Annotated in this window: 24 protein-coding genes and 1 pseudogene; 11 read left to right on the forward strand and 14 right to left on the reverse strand. The window is 48.9% G+C overall.

Annotation, left to right across the window (positions count from 1 at the left end; all coding sequences use genetic code 11):
• Positions 1-8 precede the first annotated feature (8 nt).
• From N836_RS49850 to N836_RS49870, 5 genes are all read left to right on the forward strand, one after another.
• Positions 9-1,526 (forward strand): hypothetical protein, encoded by a 1,518-nt coding sequence (locus N836_RS49850; protein WP_023072272.1) that lies wholly within the window; start codon positions 9-11, stop codon positions 1,524-1,526.
• Between the two features lie 23 nt (positions 1,527-1,549).
• A complete protein-coding gene (locus N836_RS49855) occupies positions 1,550-2,533 on the forward strand; it encodes a glycosyltransferase family 2 protein (protein WP_023072273.1) in 984 nt (327 codons plus the stop codon).
• Positions 2,534-2,654: 121 nt separating this feature from the next.
• Positions 2,655-4,253: a hypothetical protein gene (locus N836_RS49860; protein WP_023072274.1), complete on the forward strand. Its 1,599-nt coding sequence runs from the start codon at positions 2,655-2,657 to the stop codon at positions 4,251-4,253.
• A 72-nt stretch (positions 4,254-4,325) separates the two neighbouring features.
• The gene (locus N836_RS49865) at positions 4,326-5,282 is read left to right on the forward strand and encodes a lysylphosphatidylglycerol synthase transmembrane domain-containing protein (RefSeq protein WP_023072275.1); all 957 of its coding nucleotides are present in this window, start codon (positions 4,326-4,328) and stop codon (positions 5,280-5,282) included.
• Between the two features lie 31 nt (positions 5,283-5,313).
• Positions 5,314-5,727, forward strand: coding sequence for a gamma-glutamylcyclotransferase family protein (locus tag N836_RS49870; RefSeq protein ID WP_023072276.1), 414 nt, complete (start codon positions 5,314-5,316; stop codon positions 5,725-5,727).
• Positions 5,728-5,748: 21 nt separating this feature from the next.
• On the opposite strand, the gene N836_RS49875 is transcribed toward N836_RS49870, so the two are convergent.
• The 6 genes from N836_RS49875 to N836_RS49900 all read right to left on the reverse strand — a co-directional run bounded on the left by N836_RS49875 (position 5,749) and on the right by N836_RS49900 (position 12,873).
• The gene (locus tag N836_RS49875) at positions 5,749-6,726 is read right to left on the reverse strand and encodes a DMT family transporter (RefSeq protein WP_023072277.1); all 978 of its coding nucleotides are present in this window, start codon (positions 6,724-6,726) and stop codon (positions 5,749-5,751) included.
• On the reverse strand, positions 6,723-7,709 hold the full coding sequence (locus N836_RS49880; protein WP_023072278.1) for an ABC transporter ATP-binding protein: 987 nt from the start codon (positions 7,707-7,709) through the stop codon (positions 6,723-6,725). Before N836_RS49880 ends, N836_RS49875 begins: the two co-directional genes overlap by 4 nt.
• 44 nt (positions 7,710-7,753) lie before the next feature.
• Positions 7,754-8,767 (reverse strand): ABC transporter ATP-binding protein, encoded by a 1,014-nt coding sequence (locus tag N836_RS49885; RefSeq protein WP_051394554.1) that lies wholly within the window; start codon positions 8,765-8,767, stop codon positions 7,754-7,756.
• 371 nt (positions 8,768-9,138) lie between these two features.
• Complete coding sequence (locus N836_RS49890; RefSeq protein WP_023072280.1) at positions 9,139-10,005, reverse strand: ABC transporter permease; 867 nt, start codon at positions 10,003-10,005, stop codon at positions 9,139-9,141.
• Entirely contained in the window at positions 10,002-11,030 is a 1,029-nt protein-coding gene (locus tag N836_RS49895; protein WP_023072281.1) for an ABC transporter permease, read from the reverse strand. The genes N836_RS49890 and N836_RS49895 overlap by 4 nt, the downstream gene beginning before the upstream one ends.
• 154 nt (positions 11,031-11,184) lie before the next feature.
• On the reverse strand, positions 11,185-12,873 hold the full coding sequence (locus N836_RS49900) for an ABC transporter substrate-binding protein (protein WP_023072282.1): 1,689 nt from the start codon (positions 12,871-12,873) through the stop codon (positions 11,185-11,187).
• Positions 12,874-13,098: 225 nt separating this feature from the next.
• On the opposite strand from N836_RS49900, the gene N836_RS49905 reads away from it, so the two are divergent.
• From N836_RS49905 to N836_RS77520, 5 genes and pseudogenes are all read left to right on the forward strand, one after another.
• Entirely contained in the window at positions 13,099-13,914 is an 816-nt protein-coding gene (locus N836_RS49905; protein WP_023072283.1) for a toll/interleukin-1 receptor domain-containing protein, read from the forward strand.
• Positions 13,915-13,985: 71 nt separating this feature from the next.
• Positions 13,986-14,216, forward strand: coding sequence for a type II toxin-antitoxin system Phd/YefM family antitoxin (locus tag N836_RS49910; protein ID WP_023072284.1), 231 nt, complete (start codon positions 13,986-13,988; stop codon positions 14,214-14,216).
• A gap of 29 nt (positions 14,217-14,245) precedes the next feature.
• Positions 14,246-14,488 (forward strand): annotated as a pseudogene (locus N836_RS74560) (Txe/YoeB family addiction module toxin); the annotation flags it as partial.
• A gap of 189 nt (positions 14,489-14,677) precedes the next feature.
• Positions 14,678-14,827, forward strand: a complete 150-nt coding sequence (locus tag N836_RS77515) for a hypothetical protein (protein WP_235071078.1) — start codon at positions 14,678-14,680, stop codon at positions 14,825-14,827.
• A 12-nt stretch (positions 14,828-14,839) separates the two neighbouring features.
• Entirely contained in the window at positions 14,840-15,166 is a 327-nt protein-coding gene (locus N836_RS77520; RefSeq protein WP_023072286.1) for a hypothetical protein, read from the forward strand.
• Positions 15,167-15,236: 70 nt separating this feature from the next.
• Here the strand turns inward: N836_RS77520 and N836_RS75765 are convergent, their stop codons facing one another.
• The 6 genes from N836_RS75765 to N836_RS49935 form a co-directional block, all read right to left on the reverse strand.
• On the reverse strand, positions 15,237-15,434 hold the full coding sequence (locus tag N836_RS75765) for a hypothetical protein (RefSeq protein ID WP_023072287.1): 198 nt from the start codon (positions 15,432-15,434) through the stop codon (positions 15,237-15,239).
• Positions 15,435-15,710: 276 nt separating this feature from the next.
• Complete coding sequence (locus N836_RS0137790; protein WP_023072288.1) at positions 15,711-16,790, reverse strand: calcium-binding protein; 1,080 nt, start codon at positions 16,788-16,790, stop codon at positions 15,711-15,713.
• A gap of 592 nt (positions 16,791-17,382) precedes the next feature.
• Positions 17,383-18,372 (reverse strand): hypothetical protein, encoded by a 990-nt coding sequence (locus tag N836_RS49920; RefSeq protein WP_152532115.1) that lies wholly within the window; start codon positions 18,370-18,372, stop codon positions 17,383-17,385.
• 170 nt (positions 18,373-18,542) lie between these two features.
• Positions 18,543-19,886, reverse strand: a complete 1,344-nt coding sequence (locus N836_RS49925; protein WP_023072290.1) for a DUF58 domain-containing protein — start codon at positions 19,884-19,886, stop codon at positions 18,543-18,545.
• A gap of 3 nt (positions 19,887-19,889) precedes the next feature.
• Positions 19,890-20,864 (reverse strand): AAA family ATPase, encoded by a 975-nt coding sequence (locus tag N836_RS49930; RefSeq protein ID WP_031292507.1) that lies wholly within the window; start codon positions 20,862-20,864, stop codon positions 19,890-19,892.
• A 70-nt stretch (positions 20,865-20,934) separates the two neighbouring features.
• Positions 20,935-21,159, reverse strand: coding sequence for a hypothetical protein (locus tag N836_RS49935; RefSeq protein WP_023072292.1), 225 nt, complete (start codon positions 21,157-21,159; stop codon positions 20,935-20,937).
• 14 nt (positions 21,160-21,173) lie between these two features.
• Between N836_RS49935 and N836_RS49940 the strand changes: the two genes are divergently transcribed.
• Positions 21,174-22,925 (forward strand): CHASE domain-containing sensor histidine kinase, encoded by a 1,752-nt coding sequence (locus N836_RS49940; RefSeq protein ID WP_023072293.1) that lies wholly within the window; start codon positions 21,174-21,176, stop codon positions 22,923-22,925.
• Positions 22,926-22,942: 17 nt separating this feature from the next.
• Here N836_RS49940 and N836_RS49945 read toward each other — a convergent pair whose 3' ends face one another.
• Both N836_RS49945 and N836_RS49950 read right to left on the reverse strand, forming a co-directional pair.
• Positions 22,943-23,617 (reverse strand): response regulator transcription factor, encoded by a 675-nt coding sequence (locus N836_RS49945; protein ID WP_023072294.1) that lies wholly within the window; start codon positions 23,615-23,617, stop codon positions 22,943-22,945.
• Positions 23,618-23,720: 103 nt separating this feature from the next.
• Positions 23,721-24,191: a DUF2656 family protein gene (locus N836_RS49950; protein WP_031292509.1), complete on the reverse strand. Its 471-nt coding sequence runs from the start codon at positions 24,189-24,191 to the stop codon at positions 23,721-23,723.
• Positions 24,192-24,318 lie beyond the last annotated feature (127 nt).

Below are 24,318 nucleotides of genomic sequence, written 5' to 3' on the forward strand. Positions count from 1 at the left end.
TAATTCATATGACTGGCCAGGTAAAGGACTCATCGGGAGAACACCATCCGCTTTTTGGGGGTCCGACCATTGCTCTATTTTTTGCCATTTGTCTCATCTATTTGGCCTTTCTAAAACCCGGCATTTGGGGGGTGGACGGCAATGACATGCTGCACATGTCCCAATCCTTGATTGCCAAAGGTAATTTTTCGATTCCTGCTGGAGCGGGAGGTATTCAGGGGCCTGATGGCCAGTTTTACTCAATTCGCTATCCGCTGCTGCCGATATTCGCGGTGCCATTTGTTTGGCTGGGTACGACCATCGGTGATCTGCTAAACCTGCCGGTGCGGTACACGGCAGCCAGCTTTGGGCTGGTGCTCAATATTCTGCTGACAGCGGCTACGGCCATGTTGGTCTATGGTTTGACTCTTGAACTGGGAGGGCAGCGTCGCGGAGCCTTGATGGCGGTGATTGGCTATGGCTTTGGCACAACAGCGATGGTTTATGCCCGTGAGTTCTTTGCCGAACCGCTGTTAGCGTTTATCATCACGCTGGCCCTATACCTGGCCTTTGGTACCTCTCGCTGGGCGCATTGGACAGCGGGTTTACTGGTAGCGTTGGCCATTGCTACCAAACCCGCTGGTATTTTATTAGGGCCGGTGCTGGCGCTATATTTCTTACTCCGTCGCTGCAGCTGGGACCGAATTTTGGCCCCCTGTATTGGCACCGTTGTTGGTGTCGGTCTTTACTTGGGCTACAACTACATTCGGTTTGGCAGCTTTCTTAAATCGGGGCAGGATACGTCGCAGCTGGGCACCGATGGATTTTTGATGCGGGCCTTGGGGCAGTTGATTAGCCCTGGTAGCGGTGGCGGTTTATTTTGGTACTGCCCGCCGACTATTTTGGCTCTGGTTGGGCTCTGGGTGCTATGGCAGCGGCGTCAGCTAGAATTTGTGGCAATTTTTGGGATTGTGGCTAGCTTCTGGCTACTGCACAGCGGCTGGGATTTTAATGGTTGGAACTGGGGACCCCGGTTTTTAGTGCCGATTCTGCCGGCATTGATGGTCACCGTGGGGCTGCTGGGTAAACGCTGGCGGATACCGTTAATTGTGCTGATTACCCTGGGCTTTTTGGCCAATGCCCCCACACTGCTGACCTACTACCAACGGTACTTTGCTGAGGTGTCTGACCAGAGTATGGCCTTGCTGATGCAAACCGTGTCTTTGTGGAGTGAGCCTTCCCAAGCGCCTATTTTTAATGTGTGGGCTGCAGCTGGGCGACAGTTGACGGATGCTTTTAATACTCCTGTTCAGGAGATTATTAGCAATGTTGGTGAACCGCCACCCAGAGGAGAGTTTACTAAAGCTGAATTGCTCAGGATTGTGGCGGTCTGGTGGTGGTTTTTGCCAGCCGTGGGCATTCCTATTTGGGTTGGAGTTGCGATCGCAGCCACCATGGTTAGCATTGGCATATGGCTCTTTCGCCTCAGCTGGCTGATCGGATTAAAGCCACCCCTCAAACTAAAATCAAGCCATATTCCCTTCTAGGCGAACATCACAGGCATCTTCCTATGAAACTGATTATTCAAATTCCTTGTTACAACGAAGAAAACACCCTGGGAGTCACCCTGTCAGAATTGCCCCGTCAGGTCCCTGGGGTGGACCAGGTAGAGTGGTTGATTATCAACGACGGCAGTATCGACCGCACAGTTGATGTGGCCAAGGAATGGGGCGTCAACCACATCGTCAGTTTTGACCATAACCAGGGGCTGGCTCGCGGATTTATGGCTGGGTTAGATGCGTGTCTGAAAGCTGGAGCTGACATCATTGTCAATACCGATGCTGACAATCAGTACTGTGCTGCCGACATTCCCAAGCTGATTGAGCCCATTATTCACGGCGATGCGGAAATCGTGGTCGGCGAACGCCCGATCATGGAAATTCAGCATTTTTCGCCCATTAAAAAAGTGCTGCAGCGCCTGGGCAGCTGGGCCGTGAGGGTCGCCAGCAATACCCCCGTCGCCGATGCCCCCAGCGGGTTCCGCGCCATCAGCCGCAATGCGGCCATGCAGCTCAACGTATTTAACGAATACACCTACACCCTCGAAACCATCATTCAGGCCGGCCAAAAGGGCATGGCGGTGACGTCGGTACCCATTCGCACCAATGGTTACCTCCGGCCTTCCCGTCTGGTTAAAAGCATTGCCTCCTATGTGCAGCGGTCCTTATTTACGATTCTGCGCATTTTTATCACCTATCGCCCCCTGTCGTTTTTTACGATTCTGGGAGCCATTCCCTTTGGCCTTGGCTTTTTGCTGGGTTTGCGCTGGCTGTGGCTGTTTTTTACCACCTTTGATCAGACCGGTCGCAGCCATGTTCCTAGCTTAATCTTGTCGGCCATGCTGATTCTGATCGGTGTCCAATGCTGGATCTTTGGCCTGATTGCCGATTTGATGTCCGCTAACCGCAAGCTGCTAGAAGATATTCAGCTGCGGCTGCGGCGTTCAGAGATTGAGGAACATATGGTCAAAAATCGGCAGAAGGAGGTGAGGTGATCTTAAGTTATGACCTCCCGTGCTAGGGGGATGCCTGAGCCGGGACTGCCGTTCTCATACCTAGATGGGGGGTGTTTCTCAACCGCAACTAGCTTTTCTACTAATATTCTCTACTAACTATATGAAAGATTTATTTGCAAGCGCGGCCCTGGCTGAAATTCCTAAAATTCTGACGCTGCAGGACCGTAATCCCCATAGCCCCAACTATGGCTGTTTTGACCGTAACTATTGGCAATATAAGATCATCGATTTTCCCAGCGGTATGTCCCAGGAGTTTGTATGGCCCCTGGCCCTGGTCTACGATATGCCGCTACCGCATAATCCCTACTATCAGCAGCCTAATATCAAGGCCTGGGTGGAAGCTGGCATTATGTTTGCCGCCAAAAGTGCCCACCCCGATGGCTCCTGTGATGATTATTTTCCCTTTGAGCGAGCTGGTGGAGCAGCGGCATTTTCGCTACTGGCCTGTTTGGAAAGCTATCGGTTGCTGAAGCTGAATAATCCTCAGGCCCTCAGTTTTTTTGAAACACGGGCGGATTGGCTGGCCCATCACCAGGAAAGTGGACGGCTGACCAACCATCAGGCGCTAATTGTGCTGTGTTTAGAACTAGCATCGCGGGTGCTCAATACGCAAAAGTGGCAGTCTGCCATTCAGCAACGGCTGGAACAGGTGCTCTCCTGGCAGGATTCAGAGGGCTGGTTCCAGGAGTATGAGGGCTGCGATCCGGGCTATCACACCCTGACGATTGCCTGTTTGGCGCGGGTGTATGACCTGGGCGATCGCATCAATGAACGGTTACGAGATGCGATCGCAAATGGTGTGCGTCTGGCCAGCCACTTTGTCCATCCCGACGGTTCCTATGGAGGCGAATACACCAGTCGCAACACCTACAACTATTTTCCCCACGGCTTTGAGTTAGTGGGCCGCTGGATGCCCGAAGCCTTGAGCATCAACGACCGTTTTCTCAAAGGGTTACAAAACGGTCGGGGTTCCTGCTACGCCGATGACCACATTGTTGGGCATCACACCTGGAACTATCTACTCACCTGGAAAGACTTTGTAGACGTTCGGCCACCCACCCAGCCACCCCAATCAGGACGGGTCTGGTTTCCCAATGCTCGCATTTTGATTGACCAGCGAGTAGATACAAAACTCTATCTGGCCCTCAATAAAGGCGGTGCCTTTAAATTCTTTCGCAACAACCAGCTAGTGCTGTCCGACACCCAGTTTTCATTACAGGTGAAAGACAGCGGCAAGGTCAAAAATGCGGTGGGTCATTTGGTAGGCGACTACCAATACGATATTCAAGACAGCCAAATTATTATTGAAGGCCCCCTAGGCTGGGCTAAACAAAAGCAAATGACCCCCTTAAATCTGATGATTCTGCGGGTGGTGATGCTGAGCGTGGGCCGATTTTTCCCAAATCTGATCCGCAAGCTGTTACAAAAAATGCTGATCACCGGCAAAAATGATGCCCCCTTCAGATTTCAGCGGACTTTTCAATGGCAAGATGGCCACTGGATGCTGACAGATCAACTGATGGCCACCAGCGGGTGGAACAATGTGCTGACCGCTGGTATCGGTAGTGACCAGACCTCCATCTATGTCGTCATGAGCCGGACATTTCAGCCAGGGCAGCTGCAGCCCTGGAAAGACCTAACCAATGAGGTGCATGCTCTCTCTGCCGCTCAACCTCTCCAGGTAGAACGGCGATTGTAAATCGGTTGCGATGGGCACCCACAAGGGGAGCCCCTACGGAATTCCCCCTTATTCCCTATTCCCTATTCCCGAATGAAACGATTTATATCTATCTTTGTTAGTACTCTTATCCTGGTGATCTTGTATAACAAGATCGATTTTGCCGAGCTGATTAAAGTTTTACGAGAGTGCGATCCGTTCTGGCTCACCGTCAGCCTGGGGATGGTGATTCCCATCACATTTTTTACCGGTTGGCGGCTGAAGCAGTTGGTACCTGCCCAGGCAAAGCTGGGTATCTGGGAAGCCAACAAATTAATTCTGGCGGCTAGCGTGCTGAATATGGTGTTGCCCTCAAAAATGGGCGACATTGCCAAATCCTATTTTATGAAAGAACGAGGGCATTTGAGCGGCAGTTTGTCTCTTTCCATTGTCATTTTTGAAAAAGCCTGTGACATGCTGTCACTACTGCTGTGGTGTGCCTTTGGACTGCTGCTCTATCCCCAGAAAGATGTGTTCTTTTGGGCCATGACGGCTGGCATTCTGAGCGGTTTGATTTTTGGGCTGTTGATGCTGGGGTCCAAGGGCTTTGCTCGATTTGGGTTTACGATCTTGCGTCGCATCGCCCCTGGCAAAATTGAACAAAAGCTAGGTTCATTACAAGCGTCCTGGGGTGAAATGCATGATTACTTTTGGGGTAATCCCGCCCAGCTTACCCGCATTGCCAGTATGTCGATTTTTGTTTGGTTTTTGCACCTGTTGCAGATTTGGCTCTTTATTTTGGCATTAAATGCCTGGGCTCCCCCAGTCATTAGTTTTGCCCTCTCCCCCCTAGCCATTTTGGCCGGTTTGTTGCCCCTAACGTTTGCCGGGGTGGGAACCCGTGATGCCGCCTTGATCACACTCTATGCACCTTATTTTGGTGCTGCTACTGGAGCTGCCTTAGGGCTCCTTTGCACCTCTCGTTACTTTTTACCGGCCATTGGTGGTTTGCCGTTTTTGAACCAGTATTTGAGTACGCTCAAGCAGTTTAAGAAAGCCTCAGCTCGATAGATACTCTGGTTTAGGTTTCTGTTTTCAACTGATGAAAACCATTGATGTTTTTGTCTATGGCACCCTCAAACCTGGCGGTCAATACCATCAAACCTACTGTGCCCCCTATCTCAGGCAGGCTCAGCCCGCCCAGGTGCAAGGACGGCTCTATGATTTGCCCCATCTAGGCTATCCGGTGAGCACCCTGGGCACTGACTGGGTGAAGGGCTATTTGTTTACCTTAGATGCGATCGCACTTTCAGGCTTAGACTACCTAGAAGGGTATTTTCCCCCTGAGCAGTCAGTCTGCCAAGCGCAAAACGACTTTATCGAAGAATATAGGCGTCAGCAGGTAACAGTTTTTGACCGGGCGGGTCAGGTGCTAGGAGACGCCTGGATTTATATGATGGATTCACCCCCAGAGGGAGCCATTTGGTTGGCAGCAGGAGAGTGGCTAACGGCGTAGTGCGCCAGGGGACGGATTTGATCAACGGCGTGAGCGCAGGCTGAGGGTGGCCACACCCCCGGTAATTAAGGCAATGCCTGCAATCTGTTGTGTCTGTAACGCCTCTTGCAACACCCACCAGGCAAACAATGTGGTCAGCCCTGGGTTGCTGGCGCTAATCATGGCGGTCAGTGCAGCGCCGATGTAGTGAATACCAAAATTGTTTAAGACATAGGCAATCAGCGTCAGCGACGCTGACAGGACGGTCATGAGCAAAATAAAGGGCCAGGCGGTTGAGGTAATGGTAATTTGCTGGCTGAACAATAGGGTGAGACCAGCGGCCACAGCGACAACGAAAAAGGTACATAGAGAAAAGGGGACTGGATGAATCGGGGCATAGCCTGATTGGGGCTGTAGAGACAGTTCGGCAAAAATGCCATATAACCCAAAGCTGAGCCCGGCTCCGGTAGCGCTGAGCCCCCCTAAAATCGGATTGGCTGATATGGCCCCTGATGAGTTCAGAGTGGTTAAGACGACACCGGAAAAAATTACCCCCATCAGCCATAGCTGGTAAGGACGGGGACGGTGGTGAAAACAATACCAGGCCAGTAGGAGAGTGATAGCTGGATAGACAAAGAATGTGGAGATCGCAATTCCCGTTGCAATCTGGCTCAGGGCCGTATACAAAAGCGTTAGCCCCAAAAACAAACATCCACCGCTGGCGATGACGGCCCCCAAAAGTTTGGGAGTAGTTGGTAGGGTGCGCAATACCCGAAAGGTACTGGGATAGAGCCAGGGGGCAATCCCTGCCAGCAGCAGCACCATGGTGGCCATACGCATGGTCAATAACACCACCACATGACTCAGCTGCGGCGTAACAAATCCACCAAAAGAAACTTGACCCCATAAAAGACTGGGGGTAAAAAACAGCCGCAAAATCACATTCTGCACCGAGAGTGCCAGGGCACTTAGCAAGACTAAACCAATGCCCAACAGCTGGCGAGAACGGATTTTGGTCATTGAGGGGATGCAGGATAATGACAGGCCACCTGATGATAGTCGTTAATAGGCTCCAGGGTCGGTAACATTTGCTGACAGCGTTGGTCTCCTTTGGGGCAGCGGCCATAGAGCCGACAAATGTGTGGCGATGGGTTGATCGGGCTGCGGGGTTCTCCGGTCAGGGGAATCGGGTGAGGCTTGGCCTCAAAGCTAGGAATCGCGGAGATCAAGGCTTGAGTGTAGGGATGCCTGGGATGATTGAACACTGCGTCCACAGGCCCTGTTTCTACCAGCTTGCCAAGGTACATGACCAGGATGCGATCGCACAACAATCTCACCACGTTTAAATCATGGGAAATAAACAAATAGCTAATATGCATCTGCTGTCTGAGTTCCGCCAGCAGATGCAAAATAACCGCCTGCACTGACACATCCAGGGCTGACGTGGGCTCATCCAAAATTAACAGAGTAGGCTTTAGCGCAATGGCGCGAGCAATGCCCACCCGTGCTTTTTGTCCGCCTGACAGCTGATGGGGAAAACGACTTAACAACTCAGGGGGCAGACCTACCTGGTGGGCCAGTTCCACGGCCCGCTGCGGGAGCTGTTGACGCTCCTGTCGAGAGCCTAACCGGCGAATGGGTTCTGTGACCGTGTCAAAAGCAGTAAAACGCGGATTCAAACTATCGCTTGGGTCTTGAAACACCATCTGTAGTTGGGCGCGATGGGGGCTGCGAGCAAATTCCCTGACTGAGACATTACCAATGTCAGTCCCATTAAAGACAATGTTGCCAGCCGTCGGCTCAATCAATCGTGAGATTAACCGAATCAAGGTGGATTTACCACAGCCAGATTCCCCGACTAAACCCACACTTTCACCTGATTGAATGGTCAGATCTAAGCCATCAACCGCATGGAGATGTGGCCTAGATGCGCTACCAGGAAACCAGCTGGGTGTTTTAGAGGCAACGGGAAAGTGCTTGGTGAGATTGGTGACGTGCAGCATAAGGAAATAGAAAAAAGAGAGTTTTAAATACCAGGTTTAAGTCCTTAATTTACCAACGGATGCCAACATCTCACCCAATGGTCTGGCCCCACTTGTTGATGGGTGAGTGGCTGTTGTTGACAGGTCTCCGTAGCGCGATCGCAACGGCTAATAAACCGACATGGGGGTAAATTAGTCTGTCGTAAATCTGGCAAACTACCGAGAATCGGAATCAGCTGATCAAAGCCTTTGTGGGGTTCTGGTGTGGCGGCAATTAGCTTGGCCGTATACGGGTGATGCGGCTGGTTAAACAACGGATGGGTGGGCGCACTTTCCACCACATGACCCGCGTGCATAACAATAATGCGATCGCAATATTCCGAGGCTAGAGCCAGATCGTGGGTAATCACAATCGTCGCCATCTGTTGTTCTGTAGCCAAACCTTTTAGCAGACTCATAACCGTAGCTTGAGTCGTCACATCCAGCCCGGTTGTCGGTTCATCCGCAATCAACAATTGAGGAGAACACGCCAGGGCCAGGGCAATCATAATCCGCTGACATAAACCACCGGATAGCTCATAGGGATAGGCATTGTAACGCTGTTGTGGATCAGGAATTTTGACACTGGCCAACAGTTCTAGCGCCCGCTGCTTTAGCTGGTTACGAGGCAGATCCCCATGACAGCGCAAGACATCCACCAGTTGTTTACCCACTTTACGAATCGGATTTAGAGCCACCCGAGGATTTTGGAAAATCATCGACAGATCCTTCCCTCGCAGCTGTCGCAGGGTTTTCTCAGGCATTTTGAGAAGATTGTATGTCTCGGTTTGCTGACTCCATAAAACCTCTCCTGCGGTGACATGACCCGCCCGGTCTAAAATACCTAAAATGGCCAGGGCCAGCACAGATTTGCCTGAGCCACTTTCGCCAACGATACCGACCGTCTCACCTTGCTCAATGTGGAAGCTAATATTTTCTAGAGCTTTGACGATGCCATTGCGAGTACGGAACTCCACTGAGAGATCTCGTACCGATAACATAGATGTTCGGACTGCTTCAGAGGTTAGTGAGGTAAGCATGGACAATTCTCATAAATGTATTAGGACTGTTTGTTGCTAACCATAAGGAAGACAACTAATCTTTTACGGTGTGGAGCGTATGCGGAGCAGCGTAACCACATCACCAAAACCCCATTCTCCAACCACTAAAATGAAATCTCTGACGTGTCTTCGTGGGGTCCTAGCCCTCGACGAGCAAGGGGGTAAACCCCAGTATGCCTAGATGAGATAACTCGAATATTTCCGAAAAAGAAGCAAGCCCTGAGCAACCCACATTGCCATCAACCGGCTACCACAGCTAAGGCTCCCGCGCTTAAATAATGCCCCCGTTACCCTATCACTCATCCACCCATCTACAGCCCCAATCTGGGACTTTATTGTTGTGCAATCCCCTAAGTTCTCATCCTTGGATCAATCAAATCCCTCAACCCATCTCCGAGCAAATTAAAACAAAACACTGCCACCATCAGCACCGCTCCAGGGAAAATCGCTAACCACCATTCCCCCGAAATAATATAGGTGGCCCCTTCGGCCACCATAATCCCCCACTCCGGCGTCGGTGGCCTCACCCCCAGCCCAATAAACGACAGCCCTGCCGCATTCAAAATAGCCCAGCCCATATTTAAGGAAATATGCACCATCATCACCGGCAACACATTGGGAAACAAATGAATCGCCATAATTTGTAGATCATTATTACCTGCTAATCTGGCCGCTTCTACATACCCAGCATGACGACGGATCAAAACCTCAGCTCGGACTACACGGGTGTAAAGGGGGAGATTAATCACCGCTGTCGCGTAGATAATATTCTCGACGGTATTACCCAAAGCCGCCACCAGACCCATGGCCAGGATAAATAGTGGAAACGCCATCAGGGTATCGATAATGCGACTGATGATGCGATCGCACCAGCCGCCAAAGTAGCCAGCACAGGTCCCCAAAATACTGCCCAGGGCAAAGGAGAGTACCACAGCCACCACAGCAATCCCCAGATCGAGACGAGTCGCCACCATCACCCGACTGAGTACATCCCGCCCGAGGTCGTCGGTGCCAAACCAGTGGACTGTAGATGGTGGAGAGAGGGCAACGGTGGCATTGCTAGCAACCGGATCATAGGGTGCGATCGTATCACCCAACAATGCAAACACCACCAGTACAAAGAACAACAAAAATGCCCCAAACGTGACAGCATTTTCGCTAATAATATAGCGAGCCTGAGCCAGCACAGACTTGGGAGCAGTTGGAGATAACGTCATGAATCAACTCCAGCCCGAGGATCAATCACGGTGTACAACAAATCAATCAATAAATTAAGCACCACATAGAGCAACGCCATGGTCAGCACAAATCCCTGCACTGCCGCATAGTCTGAGGCAATTAAAGCTGACACTGCATAGGAGCCAATCCCTGGCCAGGCAAAGACTTTTTCCACAAGCACATTGGCCCCCAGCAAAAAAGAAAACACCACACCCAGGGTAGTCACAACCGGCAACAGAGCATTGCGAAAAGCATAGCCAAACAAAATCATCTGGGGGGCTAGCCCACTGGCGCGGGCAGTCCGAATAAAATCACTGGATAATACGCTCAACATCGAAGCTCGCGTTACCCGAGCCAGAGGAGCCAGGGCAAACAGCCCCAAGGTCACAGCAGGGAGTATAAGCTGTCCAAAAGCCGCTCGAAATGTTTCAAACTCTCCAGCCAACACACTGTCTACTAAAAACAACCCAGTCACCTGTTCAGGTGAAGAGTATAGAATGGCCAGTCGTCCTAAAGGGGCTGGTGCCACACCCAGACGAAAATAAAACACATAAATCAGTAACAATCCTGTAAAAAATGTGGGTAGAGATACCCCTGCTGTCGCCAGTACCCTGACCCCATGGTCAATCCATGAACCAGGACGAGTCGCCGCCAAAATACCCAGAGGTAAGGCCAGAATTAGAGAAAAGATCAGCCCTGCCAGGGTAAGTTCAAGCGAAGCCGGTAATCGTGTAAGTAGATCAGACACAACTGTTTGCCCTGTGGTGAGGGAATTACCCAAGTCTCCTCGCAGGAGTTCTCCTACGTAGATAATGAATTGCTCAGGCAGACTGCGATTCAACCCCAAGGTTTCTCGGATCTGATCGATGGCTTCTTGGGTGGCAGCAGGTCCAGCGAAATAGGCGGCAGGGTCACCGGGGAGAGCACGGGTGAGAACAAACGTGACGATGATGACGCCAAGAACACTGGGAATAGCTGCAATAATGCGGCGAATGACAACAGAGAGTGTGGAAGGACGAGACATAAGCTTTAGGAAGGGTATAACCCTGTTATAGAGGCCTGGCGATACCTGGTTCCCCTTACCAAAGGGAACCGTCAGGGAGGGGTCTCGACCGTTAGCGCTACATTTCGAAAACCCCTCCGCCTACGGCACTCCCCTTACCAAGGGGAGGACACTCCTAAGCCTTCTTCAACTGTCGATAATCCAACTGTCTATGGAACCAATACTGATACCCCTCTACTCCAGGCTGCATTGCCACCGACAGATAGGGCTGCGCCACAACAATCCGTGGCATTTCCTCAAAAGCAATTTTCAAGAATCCCTTAACACTTTCCTCATAGACCGGATCGCCTGGAGCCGTAGCCAGGGCCGTATCCACCAGCTTATCTAGCTCCGGGTTCTGATAAGAACTGCCATTAAATGTGGCATTTTGCCCATGGTAAGAGTAGAAAAAGAAATAGTCTGGATAATTGAGCCAACCACCAAAGTTATTAACAATCATCGGTCGACTCTTCTCTACCAGCACCGCGCGAAAGTTAGACCCCGGCACTTTCTCCAGGGTGGCATTAATACCAATCTCAGCCAGAGCCTCTTGCACCAGGACACAAAACGGCTCAGCCCATTCCTGGGTACCCAGGTTAAACGCTAGAGTCGTATCAAACCCGTTGGGGTAGCCTGACTCTGCCATCAAGGCCTTGGCCTTGGCCATATCAGTGTTGTAAGGATACGGTTGCGGCCAGTCAATAGTGGCAGGCTCAAAACTCTCTCCCCCATACATTTTGACACATTCACCATAGAGAGCAGTATCCACGATAGCGTCATAGGGTATAGCATAAGCAACGGCCTGACGCACCTTTACATCACTAAAGGGGTTAGGAGTGCCCCCGAGTTCTGGTTGTGAATTCAGGTCAATGGTGTAAAGACAGTTTTCAATGGGAGTAGAGACAACCGTATATTTTCCAGTTGCCCTCAGTTCACTAATATCCTTTTCAGAGACTTCGTAGTTAATATCGACATCGCCTTTCTCCAACAGAGCGCGGCGGTTACCAGCCTCAGGCACATTTAGCCAAATGACTTTCTCCATCGCAGGCGCAGGGCCTGACTTCCACTCCTGATTACGCACCAAGACTACCCGTTCTTCAGGTTTAAAGGTGTCTAGCTTATAAGCACCACTACCAGCAGGATTAGCATTAGCCCATTCCAAACCCCACGGGTCCGCTTCAGTAATGTGAGGTTCGATCAGCGCAGAATTCATAATGGCAGGAATGGGCACTGCCATATCCATCAGGGTGAGCTTATCCTGGCGGATAAAGTCCACCTTAAAGGTGTAATCATCTACCATGATGAACTGTTCGGGGGTTTCTAAAGCCCCTGCTTTCATCTGGAATGAAGGAAAACCACCCACGGACACCGCCCGATCGTAGGACCATTTCACATCCTTGGCCGTAACCGGCGTACCATCGTGGAACGTAGCATCCTTGCGCAGATTAAAGGTGACAGATAAGCCATCGTCAGCGACGGTCCAGGATTCAGCCAGCTCCGGTTCAATGACGGTATAGTCATAGGAAAGAGAGCCATCCTCTAAGGTTTTGGTGCCAAAGGTAACAAGACGATCGTAAAGACACCAGGAGATACCGTAGGCAGGCCGGTTGGTGCCCACCTGATGCAGGTCTAGCCCGTTGGGAAAGCCGCCGCCCTGGACGACAGTAACAACAGCCGGTTCAGAACTCTCGCCCGCGTCAGCTGTAGTATCAGCTGAGTCAGCGGCTGGTTGTGTTCCGCCGCCACCGCAGGCATGAATGAGTGCTGCTAGGGATACGCCTCCGGTAAAAGCGGTGCCGCGTTTTAGTAGGTCTCGTCGCCGCATTGTCTGACTCCTTCGCCAATGGGTTGATGCGTGGTTGGCTGCAGGTTAGAGCAGACATGCGAAGTTTTTCAGGAAAAATTCGGGAAGAAATCGGGAAGATTATAGATTTGATTAAAGAGATGCACAAATACAACTCACTGGTTATATATGTTACATTTTGGTGGTTCTAGTATAGGTTTACTATCAACCATTTATTTTTCATTCTCACTTTGACAAGAACCAGACATGATTGAAATATTTATTAGTCATAGTAGTCAAGATGCTGAACTGGCTAGAGATCTGATTTCTTTGATCAGGGATGCATTTAACATTCCTCCAGAGGATATTCGTTGTACTAGTGTTGATGGTTACAGATTGCCTGGTGGTGCAGATACAGATGAACAGCTAAGGACTGAAGTATCAGAATGTGAGATGTTTCTGGGTCTTTTGTCTAATGTAAGTGTGAGATCTACCTACGTTATATTTGAACTTGGGGCGCGATGGGGTGCCAGCAAGAAGCTTATTCCCTTACTTGCGCCTGGATTTGAGCCATCAAGCTTAGAGAGACCAATTTCAAATCTCAACTCACTAAGATGTGATAGTGCGGCTCAACTACAACAATTATTAACCGAGCTATCAATTCAATTGGCTCTTACCCCTAATCCCCCAGCATCCTATCAGAGGTGGATTGATCATATAACCTCACACAACTCAGATACTTTTGGTAAATCACGCAAATCAACCAACAAGCAGTCTACATCAAGGATGTTTAAGACTGAAACGGAAAAGCTGCGAACTAGCCCAGAAGTGAAAATTTTGGAAGAGATTAGACTTAAAGCTGCAGAAGATTATCCTGATAATTTTTCTACTCAAAAATACTTCATTAAGCAACAAACTAAGGCTTGGCAGCATCTAAAGAATTTTTCTGACTCTCAGTTGCCTGATGATATATTGCAATCAATTGTCAGTAAAGCAAAATCTGATTACCCTAACGATTATTCTACACAACTATATTTCGTCAAGAAACAAGTGGAAGCTTGGAAAGCTCTAAATACATCATGATGTATTTAGAGCTGAATTTATAACTGTTAAATCTTTATTTTTGTTTAGATTAGCGTTTTTGAGGAGAATTAATGTCTACACATCCTGTTAATGAAGCCGCCAAAAATCTCCAGCAGCTAATCGACGAGGTTATCGAATCTCATAAACCAGTAATTATTACCAATGAGGGTAATAATGCAGTTCTTCTTTCAGAAGAAGACTGGTCAAGCATTCAAGAAACTTTATATCTGCTCGCTGTACCAGGTATGCGTGAGTCCATAAAAGAAGGATTAGCCGCTCCCATTGAAGACTGTGCTGATTAGCTAGATTGGTGAGTTAGAAACTCGTTTATACCAAACAGGCTCAAAAAGATGCAAAGAAACTAGCTGCAAGTAATTTGAAGAAGAAAACTCAAAAACTGCTGGATATCCTGACTAAAAATCCTTATCAAAATCCTCCACCCTATGAGAAATTAGTTGGCGATTTATCAGGATCTTATTCCAGACGCATCAACATTCAACACCGTCTTGTTTACGAGGTACTTGAGTCACAAAATACAGTGAAAATTATTCGTATGTGGACTCATTATGAATAGCTTCATAAAAGATGTTCACAATGAAAGCAGGTCAAGATATTCCTAGGAGGGAGGAGTCTTATAATGCCTAGAGCCCCCATTATCCATCCCGATCAGTCCTACACCTTCGCTGACTACTTCAAACTCAATTTTGCACCACAAGACATCCTTGCCTATTTCAACGTTACGCTTCAGCGTTAGTCTCTCACTTTGCCGCATCATGCTGGCCCCCTCGACCGCCTCAGCGACCTAAAAAATCGCATTGAGGAAAGCCTACCCCGCCTCAGTCTTCCCGGCGAAATGGCTCGCCGGGAGTTCCTGATCGCTCCTGTACTCACTGATGTGCTCCACTACACTTAGGCAACCCTCAATGTGGAATACCCCGTAGCCGTTAGCAACCAACTTAAAGGATCTCTAGACTACCTGTTACAAAACCACCAGACATTTGTAGTCATTGAAGCCAAAAAAGAAGACCTTGAACGGGGCTTTGTACAGCTTGCGATAGAACTTATTGCCCTTGACCAATGGATCGACTCAGACCAGCTTATTCTGCAAGGGGCCATCTCCACAGGCAATATCTGGCAGTTTGGTCAGTTTCACCGTCAACAGCGTACTATTACCCAGGATTTGAATCTGTATCGTGTACCTGCTGACCTAGATGACCTGTTATGGATATTAATTAAATGCCTTGAACCATGAACTATTATCCTGACTATTGGGGCAATCAGCCTTACCCCCAGCTTTGTGATAGTGGCCCGAGTGGCTTTGGCTACATCATGTAGAAATGGTCTGGCAACTGCTGTAGGCATGGGGTTGGGGTATTTTTGCTGCGATCGCACCAGTTGTCGGGGGTAACAATTGCTCTAGGCTTTGTGTATAGTGTTGCCAGAGACGGTGGTTTAAGCAGACTGGCCGACACGATATAACTCGGTTGAATCAGAAGCTGACGGGCTTGACGTTCCAGCATAGCCAACCCCTGGTCGGGGGAGTGATCTAACAGCTCACGCCCAAACGCAACCGCACGTTTGATTGCAGCCTTATCGCGGTTGAGCTATCGCTGAGTTGACTAGATAATGGGCTATCCAAGGCTAGCGAGAACAAACACTACAGTATGCTCCTTACCTTAGACTCACGACCCTAAAGACGTGTTGGTTGATTACCGCATATGTACGCTAAACACATACCAATGCTTTTATTGTCGTAGCCCACATCTGTATCAATTACAGGCAAATACTAGGCAAGGTTAGAATGCGCCTAAATCGGCTTTTACAACGGTGACATCGTTGGCCAGGTCAAAATTACCATCGTGCTTAACGTTAATCACACCCAGCACATCCAGATCATGGGCACCGCCTCCGCGTACACCGTCACCTCCTTGATCAGTATAAACACCAAGCACAATGCGCTCATCTAGCTCCTTGATCACCTTGTAAGTGACGGTATGGCCAGTGATGATAATTTGGTCCCCTTCGCCACCGGTACCGCTAAAATCAGTGATTGTATCACGACCAATACTCTCAACCCAGTGGTCATGGTAGTTGTCATTTTCCCCAGCAACAGCCCCCATGCCCCAGTTGACCAGGCCGTCGTCTTGCAGATGCTGCGTATAGATAGCAGCAGGTGCGTTCATGAGGATGTCAAATTTAAAGGTGTCTGCACCAGCACCGCCAGTTAGCCTATCATTAGCTGCCAGACCATCGGGGTTATAGAATTTTTTCGCAAAGACAAGTTTATCAACATCATTGCCATCATCCTGGTTAGCAACAATTCTCGTGTTCTCAGCCGGAGCATTCGCATCACTGATACTTACCAAAACATCATCTCCAGCTCCGCCAATTAGACGATCACTACCTAATTGATCTTGTAGAAAGTCATTGCCATCACCACCTACTAGGCGATCATTGCCATGGAGAGCATTGGTAGTATCTAACAAATAGCCATCGGCATCATAGTCTTGGGCTGTGAGTCTTTCATCACCAATGATAATGTCATCACCAGCTTGGCCTGCCAGGCGATCATTACCAAAACCACCCAAAAGAGAGTCATTACCTTTTCCACCCCGCAGATTATCATTGCCGATGCCACCCAGGAGAATGTCATTATCACGACCGCCAAATAGGTTGTCGTCACCTTCGCCTCCTAAAAGAATGTCATCTCCAGCTCTCCCGCGAAGGGTGTCATTGCCCGCTTGGCCAGTCAATTTGTTTTGTTCTCTATTGCCAAAAAGTGTATTGTCTCCACCATCACCAATAATTTCTTCAATCTTGGCTAATAGAGTCAGTTCAATGTCGGCAATAAGTGATGCGTTCCCTTGTGTACTCATATATCTCTCGACTGATAGCGGTTTTATTGGCTTTAGAGCCTGTGCCGATTCTATGAGTTATTGATAGAGAGGAAATCGGTAATAGCTCCTTATCTAATATCAGGAGAGAATAAAGCTAACGAAACGAGATTTTCAAGAACAATTACTTAGTCTGGCAAAAAAACAACTACTTTACTAATTTATTACGTTAAACACAACCGTAGAAATCACGATTAAATAGTTTACTTATGCTAAAAAATCACCCTCTTTCTAGATCAATAAGGCCGTTGATGTAGGAATATCTACAGTACGGACTCTAGGAACTGGAGAGGATGAAAAATCTACTAGTGTTTAAAGGCTTTCTAAAGATACTGGTTGGCCTGAATAAAATATGTTTCGTTAATCGCTATAACAGTCTTGTGCCAGGTAGGGTGCGATGCATCGCAACACTTCCAACCAACTCCAACCCCTAACCAATTCCCTCTTCACCCCATATCCAACCTCCCTGCCCAAATCCCATCCACCCAGTCCTATTTCCCGTGGGAAGGCTACGCCAACGACTCCGCTCAGGACAGCCATCCATTCCTTTGACTCCGCTTAGGACACCACCTATCTACCCTTGAGCATCCTGGCTGACACGATAACTGTCTAACCAGGATTGGCTTAGGGACCTCAGCTGATTTCTCTCAGCAGCATCAATACCCTCGGGGTCAAAACGATAGCGATAATGCAATTGGATAATGGGTTTGAGTGCTTCCACCTGAGCGATAGATAGTTTTTCGGTAAGTCGTTCTAGCCAATGCTGTAGGTTCTCCGTAGGTCTGCGCCTCAGTTTTAATTGCTTGAAAATCTGTTCAATTTGGTAAAACTCTGAATCAATACCGGGGAGAGCCGGTTGCGATCTCACCTCAAAACTCGCACTTGTAGCCATCATTCTCTGTCGCCGTCGTCTCCACCACCAGAACAAGAGACCACCAATAATGACAACACCTAAGAAAATTAGCAGAAGCAGCACTCTAGAATTAGGATCTTGCGGTAGTTGTTCCTGGATCGGCGCGAATAGTTTCTCCCCTAATCTCCGTAACATCAATTCCAGAGGACTGTCTTGTTTAGGGCCTTGAGAAAACTCATTACCTTGTCCATAGCCGCCTTGTCCATAGCCGCCCTGTCCATTACCTTGTCCACGACGACCATCATTGAGCCAGCTATAATCCAACTGAAGCTGGCTCAACTGTCTATGGGCAAAAATGCCCAACACCCCAGCCAAACATATTAAACCAAGCCAAGCCATCACTTTAGATTTTGCAGGCCGCAGGTAAAAGAACAGTATGGCAACCACCAGCCAAGCTAAACTATAAAAGAGAACTCTATTGGCGTTTGCGGCACTGGCTGATAACAAACATAGGCCAAAGTAAACATAACCAAAGTCAAAGGAGGGCCGTTTCCACTGAATTCCTCGCTTGGCAAAGTAGGGATTCATGAAGAAATCCTGAATCTGCTGAGAAAGGTTGACCGTATAGATTTGAGCCAACATCAGTGGAAACATTGCCAACGGCAGAAATAGCAGCATGCCCTGGAAAGCACCCGTGAGTTGGAGTGCCACAATGCTCGCGGAAATGCAGATGAACACAATCCATACGGTTGCCTTTTTAGAGAGCCTCCAGCGCTTGGAGAACACCTGTCTCCCTTCGATGCACAAAATCATCGACACTACCAGACCCCACAGCCCCGTTTGAAATCCCCACAGGCACAATGCCAGACTGCACAGGCTGGCTATATGGAATTGCATATCGTTTGAAGCCCCGGCTGAATGTGACCTAACGGTAACGGATAAACTCGCATTAAATGACTTTGATAATCTTCTAACATCGGCGATAGTGTGTGTCGATCACGGGTCAGGATCAAAACCCATGTGGGGATATTAGCGGACTGTAATTGCTTAACCAATGTCTGGCGCGCCTCATCCCAGGTGAGTAAAATGCAGATGCAGCTACTGAATAGTGGCAAACGATTTTGCATGATTGGCAACAATGAGTCAAAGGGCTGATCCTGACAGGGGACTACCGACGCTAACAACTCAAGGATACGTTCTGTTTGGCCTAACCCTCGACCCAGGGTAACGTATCCGCCGCCTAATCCTGAAAAGATTAGATCCAGTAAGGACTCCTGGTTTTGCATTTCACAGGCCAACGACGCGGCCACTGAGATCGCCTCTTCTAAAATTTCGCTAAATGACTCCGGTTGAAATGTGTCTAACACCAGAGCGTGATGTACAAAGTACTCAGCTTGTTCTTCTCGAACCACAGGTTTACCCAATTTGGCCCAGCTTTTCCAGTGAACCTTGCGCGGTGAGTCGCCGGGGCGATAATCTCGCAAGGACCAAAATTCTTCTGATTCTCCCACCGATAGGGCAAGCGATAATCCTCCCGGTTGATACCATTGACGTTCTGGTAGTTGAAAAGAGGGTACCGGGTAGCGCTTTGGCAAGATTAATACCGATTGGGGCAGGGGGAGCCTGATGCAGGCATTAAATATGCCAAGGGGATCGGGGCAGGCCAGGGTCATTGTTTCAAACTGTAGTAACCCTCGTCGTAGGGGCGTAATCTCACCTTTAATTTCAGTCATGGCCTGAGCGGCCAATACAGGAATCCCGACGGCAGGTGCGATCGCACGCTGAGCTTGAACGATTAGTTTGCCCCATGATTGAGCCTGATTGCGGCCTTTGCGAGGACGACTAATGTCAAGATAGTCTTCAAAGCTAGGAAATGAATGGGCAAACGCTTCAATCAGGCGCAGTTTCCTAAAATTCTTGGGAGTAGTATTCTGTATCGTTACTCGGTAGGGTAACGGCAAGCCTACCGTGCCAAAGCGCGGTAGCAGTCGCCTGACCTGGAACCGAGGCCGGGAAAAGGCGATAGCTACTATAGACACAACTAGCAATAAACAGGCCAGGGCAAAGACCTGGTAAGACAAACTCCGCTGGGTATCCAGACCTACTAGCCCAGAAATGATCACAAACACTAAAACACCTACACCCAGCGGCGTAAATCGCCTTTTTAACCATTGCCGGAGGCTGTAGCCCAAGAATCGAAATAGACGATAAAAGAAAAGATTCATGGCTCAGGCAGGCACAGGCGTCGCATTTAAGATATCTTGAATCACCGCATCGGCTGTTTGGCCCGAAAATCGGGCCTGGGGTTCGAGGACCAACCGATGGGCTAGGACTGACAGCGCCATCTCTTGCACCTGCTCTGGCAAAACAAATTCGTACCCATCAAAGAGGGCTAATGCCTGGGCCAGTTTCATCAAGGCGATGGCTCCTCTGGGGCTAGCACCTAGCTGTACCCCTTCTGTCTGGCGGGTGGCCCCGACAATATCAATGATGTAACGCTTGAGTTCATCGCTGACTCGTATCTGCTGCACCTGTTGCTTGAGGGTAAAAATATCCTCTTGTGAGAGGCAGGGTTTAACCTGGTCAATGGGATGTTGCTGGATCTGACTTGATAAAATCTCCATTTCTTCTTCTGGAGAGATATAGCCCAAACTAAACTGCAGGGCAAATCGATCCATTTGGGCTTCTGGTAAGGGATAGGTGCCCTGGGCTCCCACAGGATTTTGGGTGGCAATTACAAAAAAAGGTGCGCTTAGCTTTCTCAGGGTGCCATCAATGCTGACCTGAGATTCGGCCATGGCTTCCAGCAGCGCCGATTGGGTGCGGGGAGAGGCGCGATTAACCTCATCTGCTAGAACGATATTGGCAAAAATAGGACCTTCGTGAAACTGAAAGGACTGTTCGATGGGGTTTAAGATTGAGACGCCCAAAATGTCAGAGGGGAGCAAATCAGGCGTAAATTGAATCCGCTTGAAGGAAACATCGACGGAAAAAGCCAGCGCTTTAGCCAGTGTGGTTTTACCCGTGCCAGGGTAGTCTTCTAGCAGCACATGCCCGCCACTGACAAAGGCGGCCAGCAGCTTACGCACAGCCCCAGTCTGCCCTTTGACTACCTGCTGAATATTCTCGGACAAACGTGCATAAATTTCTTGCCCAGAAGCTTGGCTAGAAATAGTATCTGATTCTACAGTTGACGATTCCATAACTGGGTCCTTGGTGTCCATGACTCAAGATAACTGAAACTTTGGGATTGGGGCACTAAGGGATGAGGATTCAATGAGGTTCTATCTTTTGCCGTACAGGCGTTCCATGGAACGCCTCTGCAGAAACTTTTTGGGATCTTATGGCTTTGGCTACATCACGTAGAAATGGTCTGACAATGGCTGTAGGCATGGGGGTAGGGTATTTTTGCTGCGATCGCACAGCTGGAACAATTTTGTCATGATTAAACGCTAAGCTGATCTCTGAGGCTAACAACCCATAAGCCTGATAGCTCAAGATTACCTGTGCGTATGCGTCGTCCCCCGCTACCCATTGTTCTTACTCTGCTGTTAGGCACGGGTCTATCTATCTTGGCCGCATTTGCAGTTGCCCGCTGGGAACGTGCCAACTATCGTCTTCAGTTTCAGCGCCAAACCGATGGTCTGGCCACTGCCCTGCAGCGTAGCGTTAATCGCTACACAGATTTACTCCTGGCCCTGGGGGATTTCTACACTGTCTCTGAGCAAACCATTTCTCGAACTGAGTTTAATCGCTTTGTTCAACGGGCACTCAACACCTATCCGGGTATTCAGGCCCTAGAATGGGCTCCAATTATCTCCGAACAAACTCGTACATCCTTTGAAACAGCAATTCAGGCTGAAGGCTATGGCGAATTTCAAATTACCGAACGAGACAGTCGCGGTGGTTTAATTCGTGCCGCCTCTCGCCCGTACTACATTCCGGTGACCTACCTACAACCTTTAGCTGGTAACGAACTTGCCTTTGGCTATGATCTGATGTCTGATCCTACGCGGCTGACTGCGCTGGAAACCGCACGAGATACTGGTCAGATTGCCGCATCAGGAAGAATTCGGTTAGTGCAAGAGCATAAAAATCAGTTTGGTTTTCTGGTCTTTTTGCCGTTATACAATACGTCTACGGTTCCTGGCACGCAAACATTACGTCAGGATCAGATTCAAGGTTATCTCCTCGGTGTTTTTCGGGTTTCAGATGTGGTTGAAGAGTCTTTAGAAACCCTCAATTACAATATCGACTTTACGCTAAGGGATCAAAGCGCTGCTGCATCTGAGCAGTTCCTGGGGCATTATGATGCGATCGCACAGGTTGTAACGACGGCGGCAGTTCAACAGGAGAGACAACCTGATGAGACTGTAAATGAAAAATTGCAATGCCTCACAACCACTGACTGTAGCCATCTCCTTGCAGTGGGTGGTCGTCAGTGGATCATTACCTTTACCCCAGCAGCGAACTATCCTGTGCTCACTCCATGGCGTGCCCTCTCTACACTGATCATTGGCTTTTTAATAACCACAATTATTGCTCGCTATCTTGCCCAAGCCCAGGCAGAACTGACCAGAACTCGCGAACTGAGTCAGGTCAAAATTCGTCTTTTTTCTATGGCGTCCCATGAATTACGAACGCCTCTGAGCACGATTTTACTCTCGGCTCAGGCATTAGAAGCTATCCCTCAGGATGACAATCATCATCGTATCTATAGTCGAATACGAGCAGCCGCCAAGCGGATGAACCAGCTCCTAAATGACCTGTTGACGCTTTCTAGAGCTGAATCTGGCAAGCTTCAGTTTTTGCCTGAAATTGTTAATCTGCAACACTATTGTCAACAGCTCATAGAAGAAGTGCAATTTAGTTTTCAAACATCGCCATCGATTGACTTGACAGTATCCGGCGATTGCCAAAAAGTCTATTTAGATCCTCACCTATTGCGAGCAATCCTAACCAATTTATTATCCAATGCCGTCAAGTATTCTGACAGTGTCCCCAGAGTCAGGCTAAGTTTAGTCTGTCAGCCTCCCACGATTACATTCGAGATTCAAGATCAGGGCATTGGTATTCCAGATGCTGATCAAGGTCGACTCTATGAAGCGTTTTATCGCGGAGCTAATGTTGGTACTGTTGCCGGTACGGGGCTTGGCCTATCAGTGGTCAGTGCTTGTTTACAGCTGCATCAGGGGACTCTGACATTTGAGAGTCAGATGGGCAAAGGAACAACGTTCAGGGTGATACTGCCATATATTGAATAATCTGATGAGGGACAATTTCACGGTCCCTGTAGCCGATACCCTACCCCATGCACTGTCTCAATCAGAGTTTTAGGGGCTCCAGACGTTTTCAATTTGTTACGTAAACTTTTAATATGTGCTTTAACAGTCTCTTCATCTGGCGGACGTTTCATAGACCAAAGCGATTCTAAAATAAATGCACGGCTGAGCACCCGTCGACCATTGCGCATTAACAGCTCCAAAATAGAGAATTCTTTTGGCGTTAGCCTGAGGGGTTGTTGATCGTAGCTAACTTCGTATGTACTGGGATCTAGGCTCAGGTTTTCCCAGCTGAGCATGACTGAAGAGTGTGAATTGCCCCGCCGTAGTAATGCCCGAATCTGGGCTAACAGTTCAGACAGGTCAAACGGTTTCACCATATAGGCATCTGCACCAGAATCTAAGCCGCGCACTTTATCCTGACTGGTGTCCCGTGCCGTTAGCATCAATACAGGTAGCTCGTAACCACGACTGCGTAATCGCTGGCAAAGTTGAATGCCGTCTAGATAGGGTAATGTTACATCCAACAGTGTCAGGTCATAATCCATCAGCTGCATCTGACACCAGCCTGCTTCACCATCTTTGACCGTGTCCACCACATAATGTTGGGCTTCTAATATCTCAGTCAAAGACTCTGCAAGCTGGATATCATCTTCTACCAACAGCAGACGCATGGTGACCAACTCCAGAGGAGCTGCTAGAAAAACTAGACTTTAGTATGGGCTAACTGATGGGGTTGGATTGTGCAATGAGATACATTTCCGTCGATTCGCTTGATTATTCAACGATATGGGTAACTTTGAAAATTTGCTCAGGTGGTTTGCTGGCAGTTACTGTTTCCCAATTTAGGCCTGCTAAAAACTGTTCGGGAGAGATTGTTTCTACCACATCTACCCCCCATTCACCGGGCTGCAATGATGTGGGAGAGTTGCCCATAGCAGGGGTCGTTTTAATGCCACCCAGGAGCATGATCCTATAGCTGTTTATTTGCCGAGCGGGCTCAGCCAAACGTTGAGTACCCAGACTTTGAGCACACAGGGCAGCAACGTCTGTAGGGGTTTTCTGCTGGGCATCAAAAAGGATTTCTACCATCCAATGGGGGTTGTCAATCAGACTACACTGGATGTCTGTATATGTTTTTAGCCCTTCGATAAAAACATTGGCGAAGTCCTTACGACTCAGATTGGATACGTGTCCCTCAAGAAGAGTACAGTTATGGGACAGAAGCATCCGGGTAAGCGTTGACATGTGCTACTTTGAAAAAATTTGGATGTTAATTAGGATATCAGGAGTTTGTCAGGTTACGTCCTTGAATAGGCGAGTCAGTTCAGATGTGGATAATGTGAGATGGATTGCCACAGGGTTGCATAAAAAA

The organism is Leptolyngbya sp. Heron Island J, from assembly GCF_000482245.1.
Taxonomy (GTDB): domain Bacteria; phylum Cyanobacteriota; class Cyanobacteriia; order Phormidesmidales; family Phormidesmidaceae; genus Leptothoe.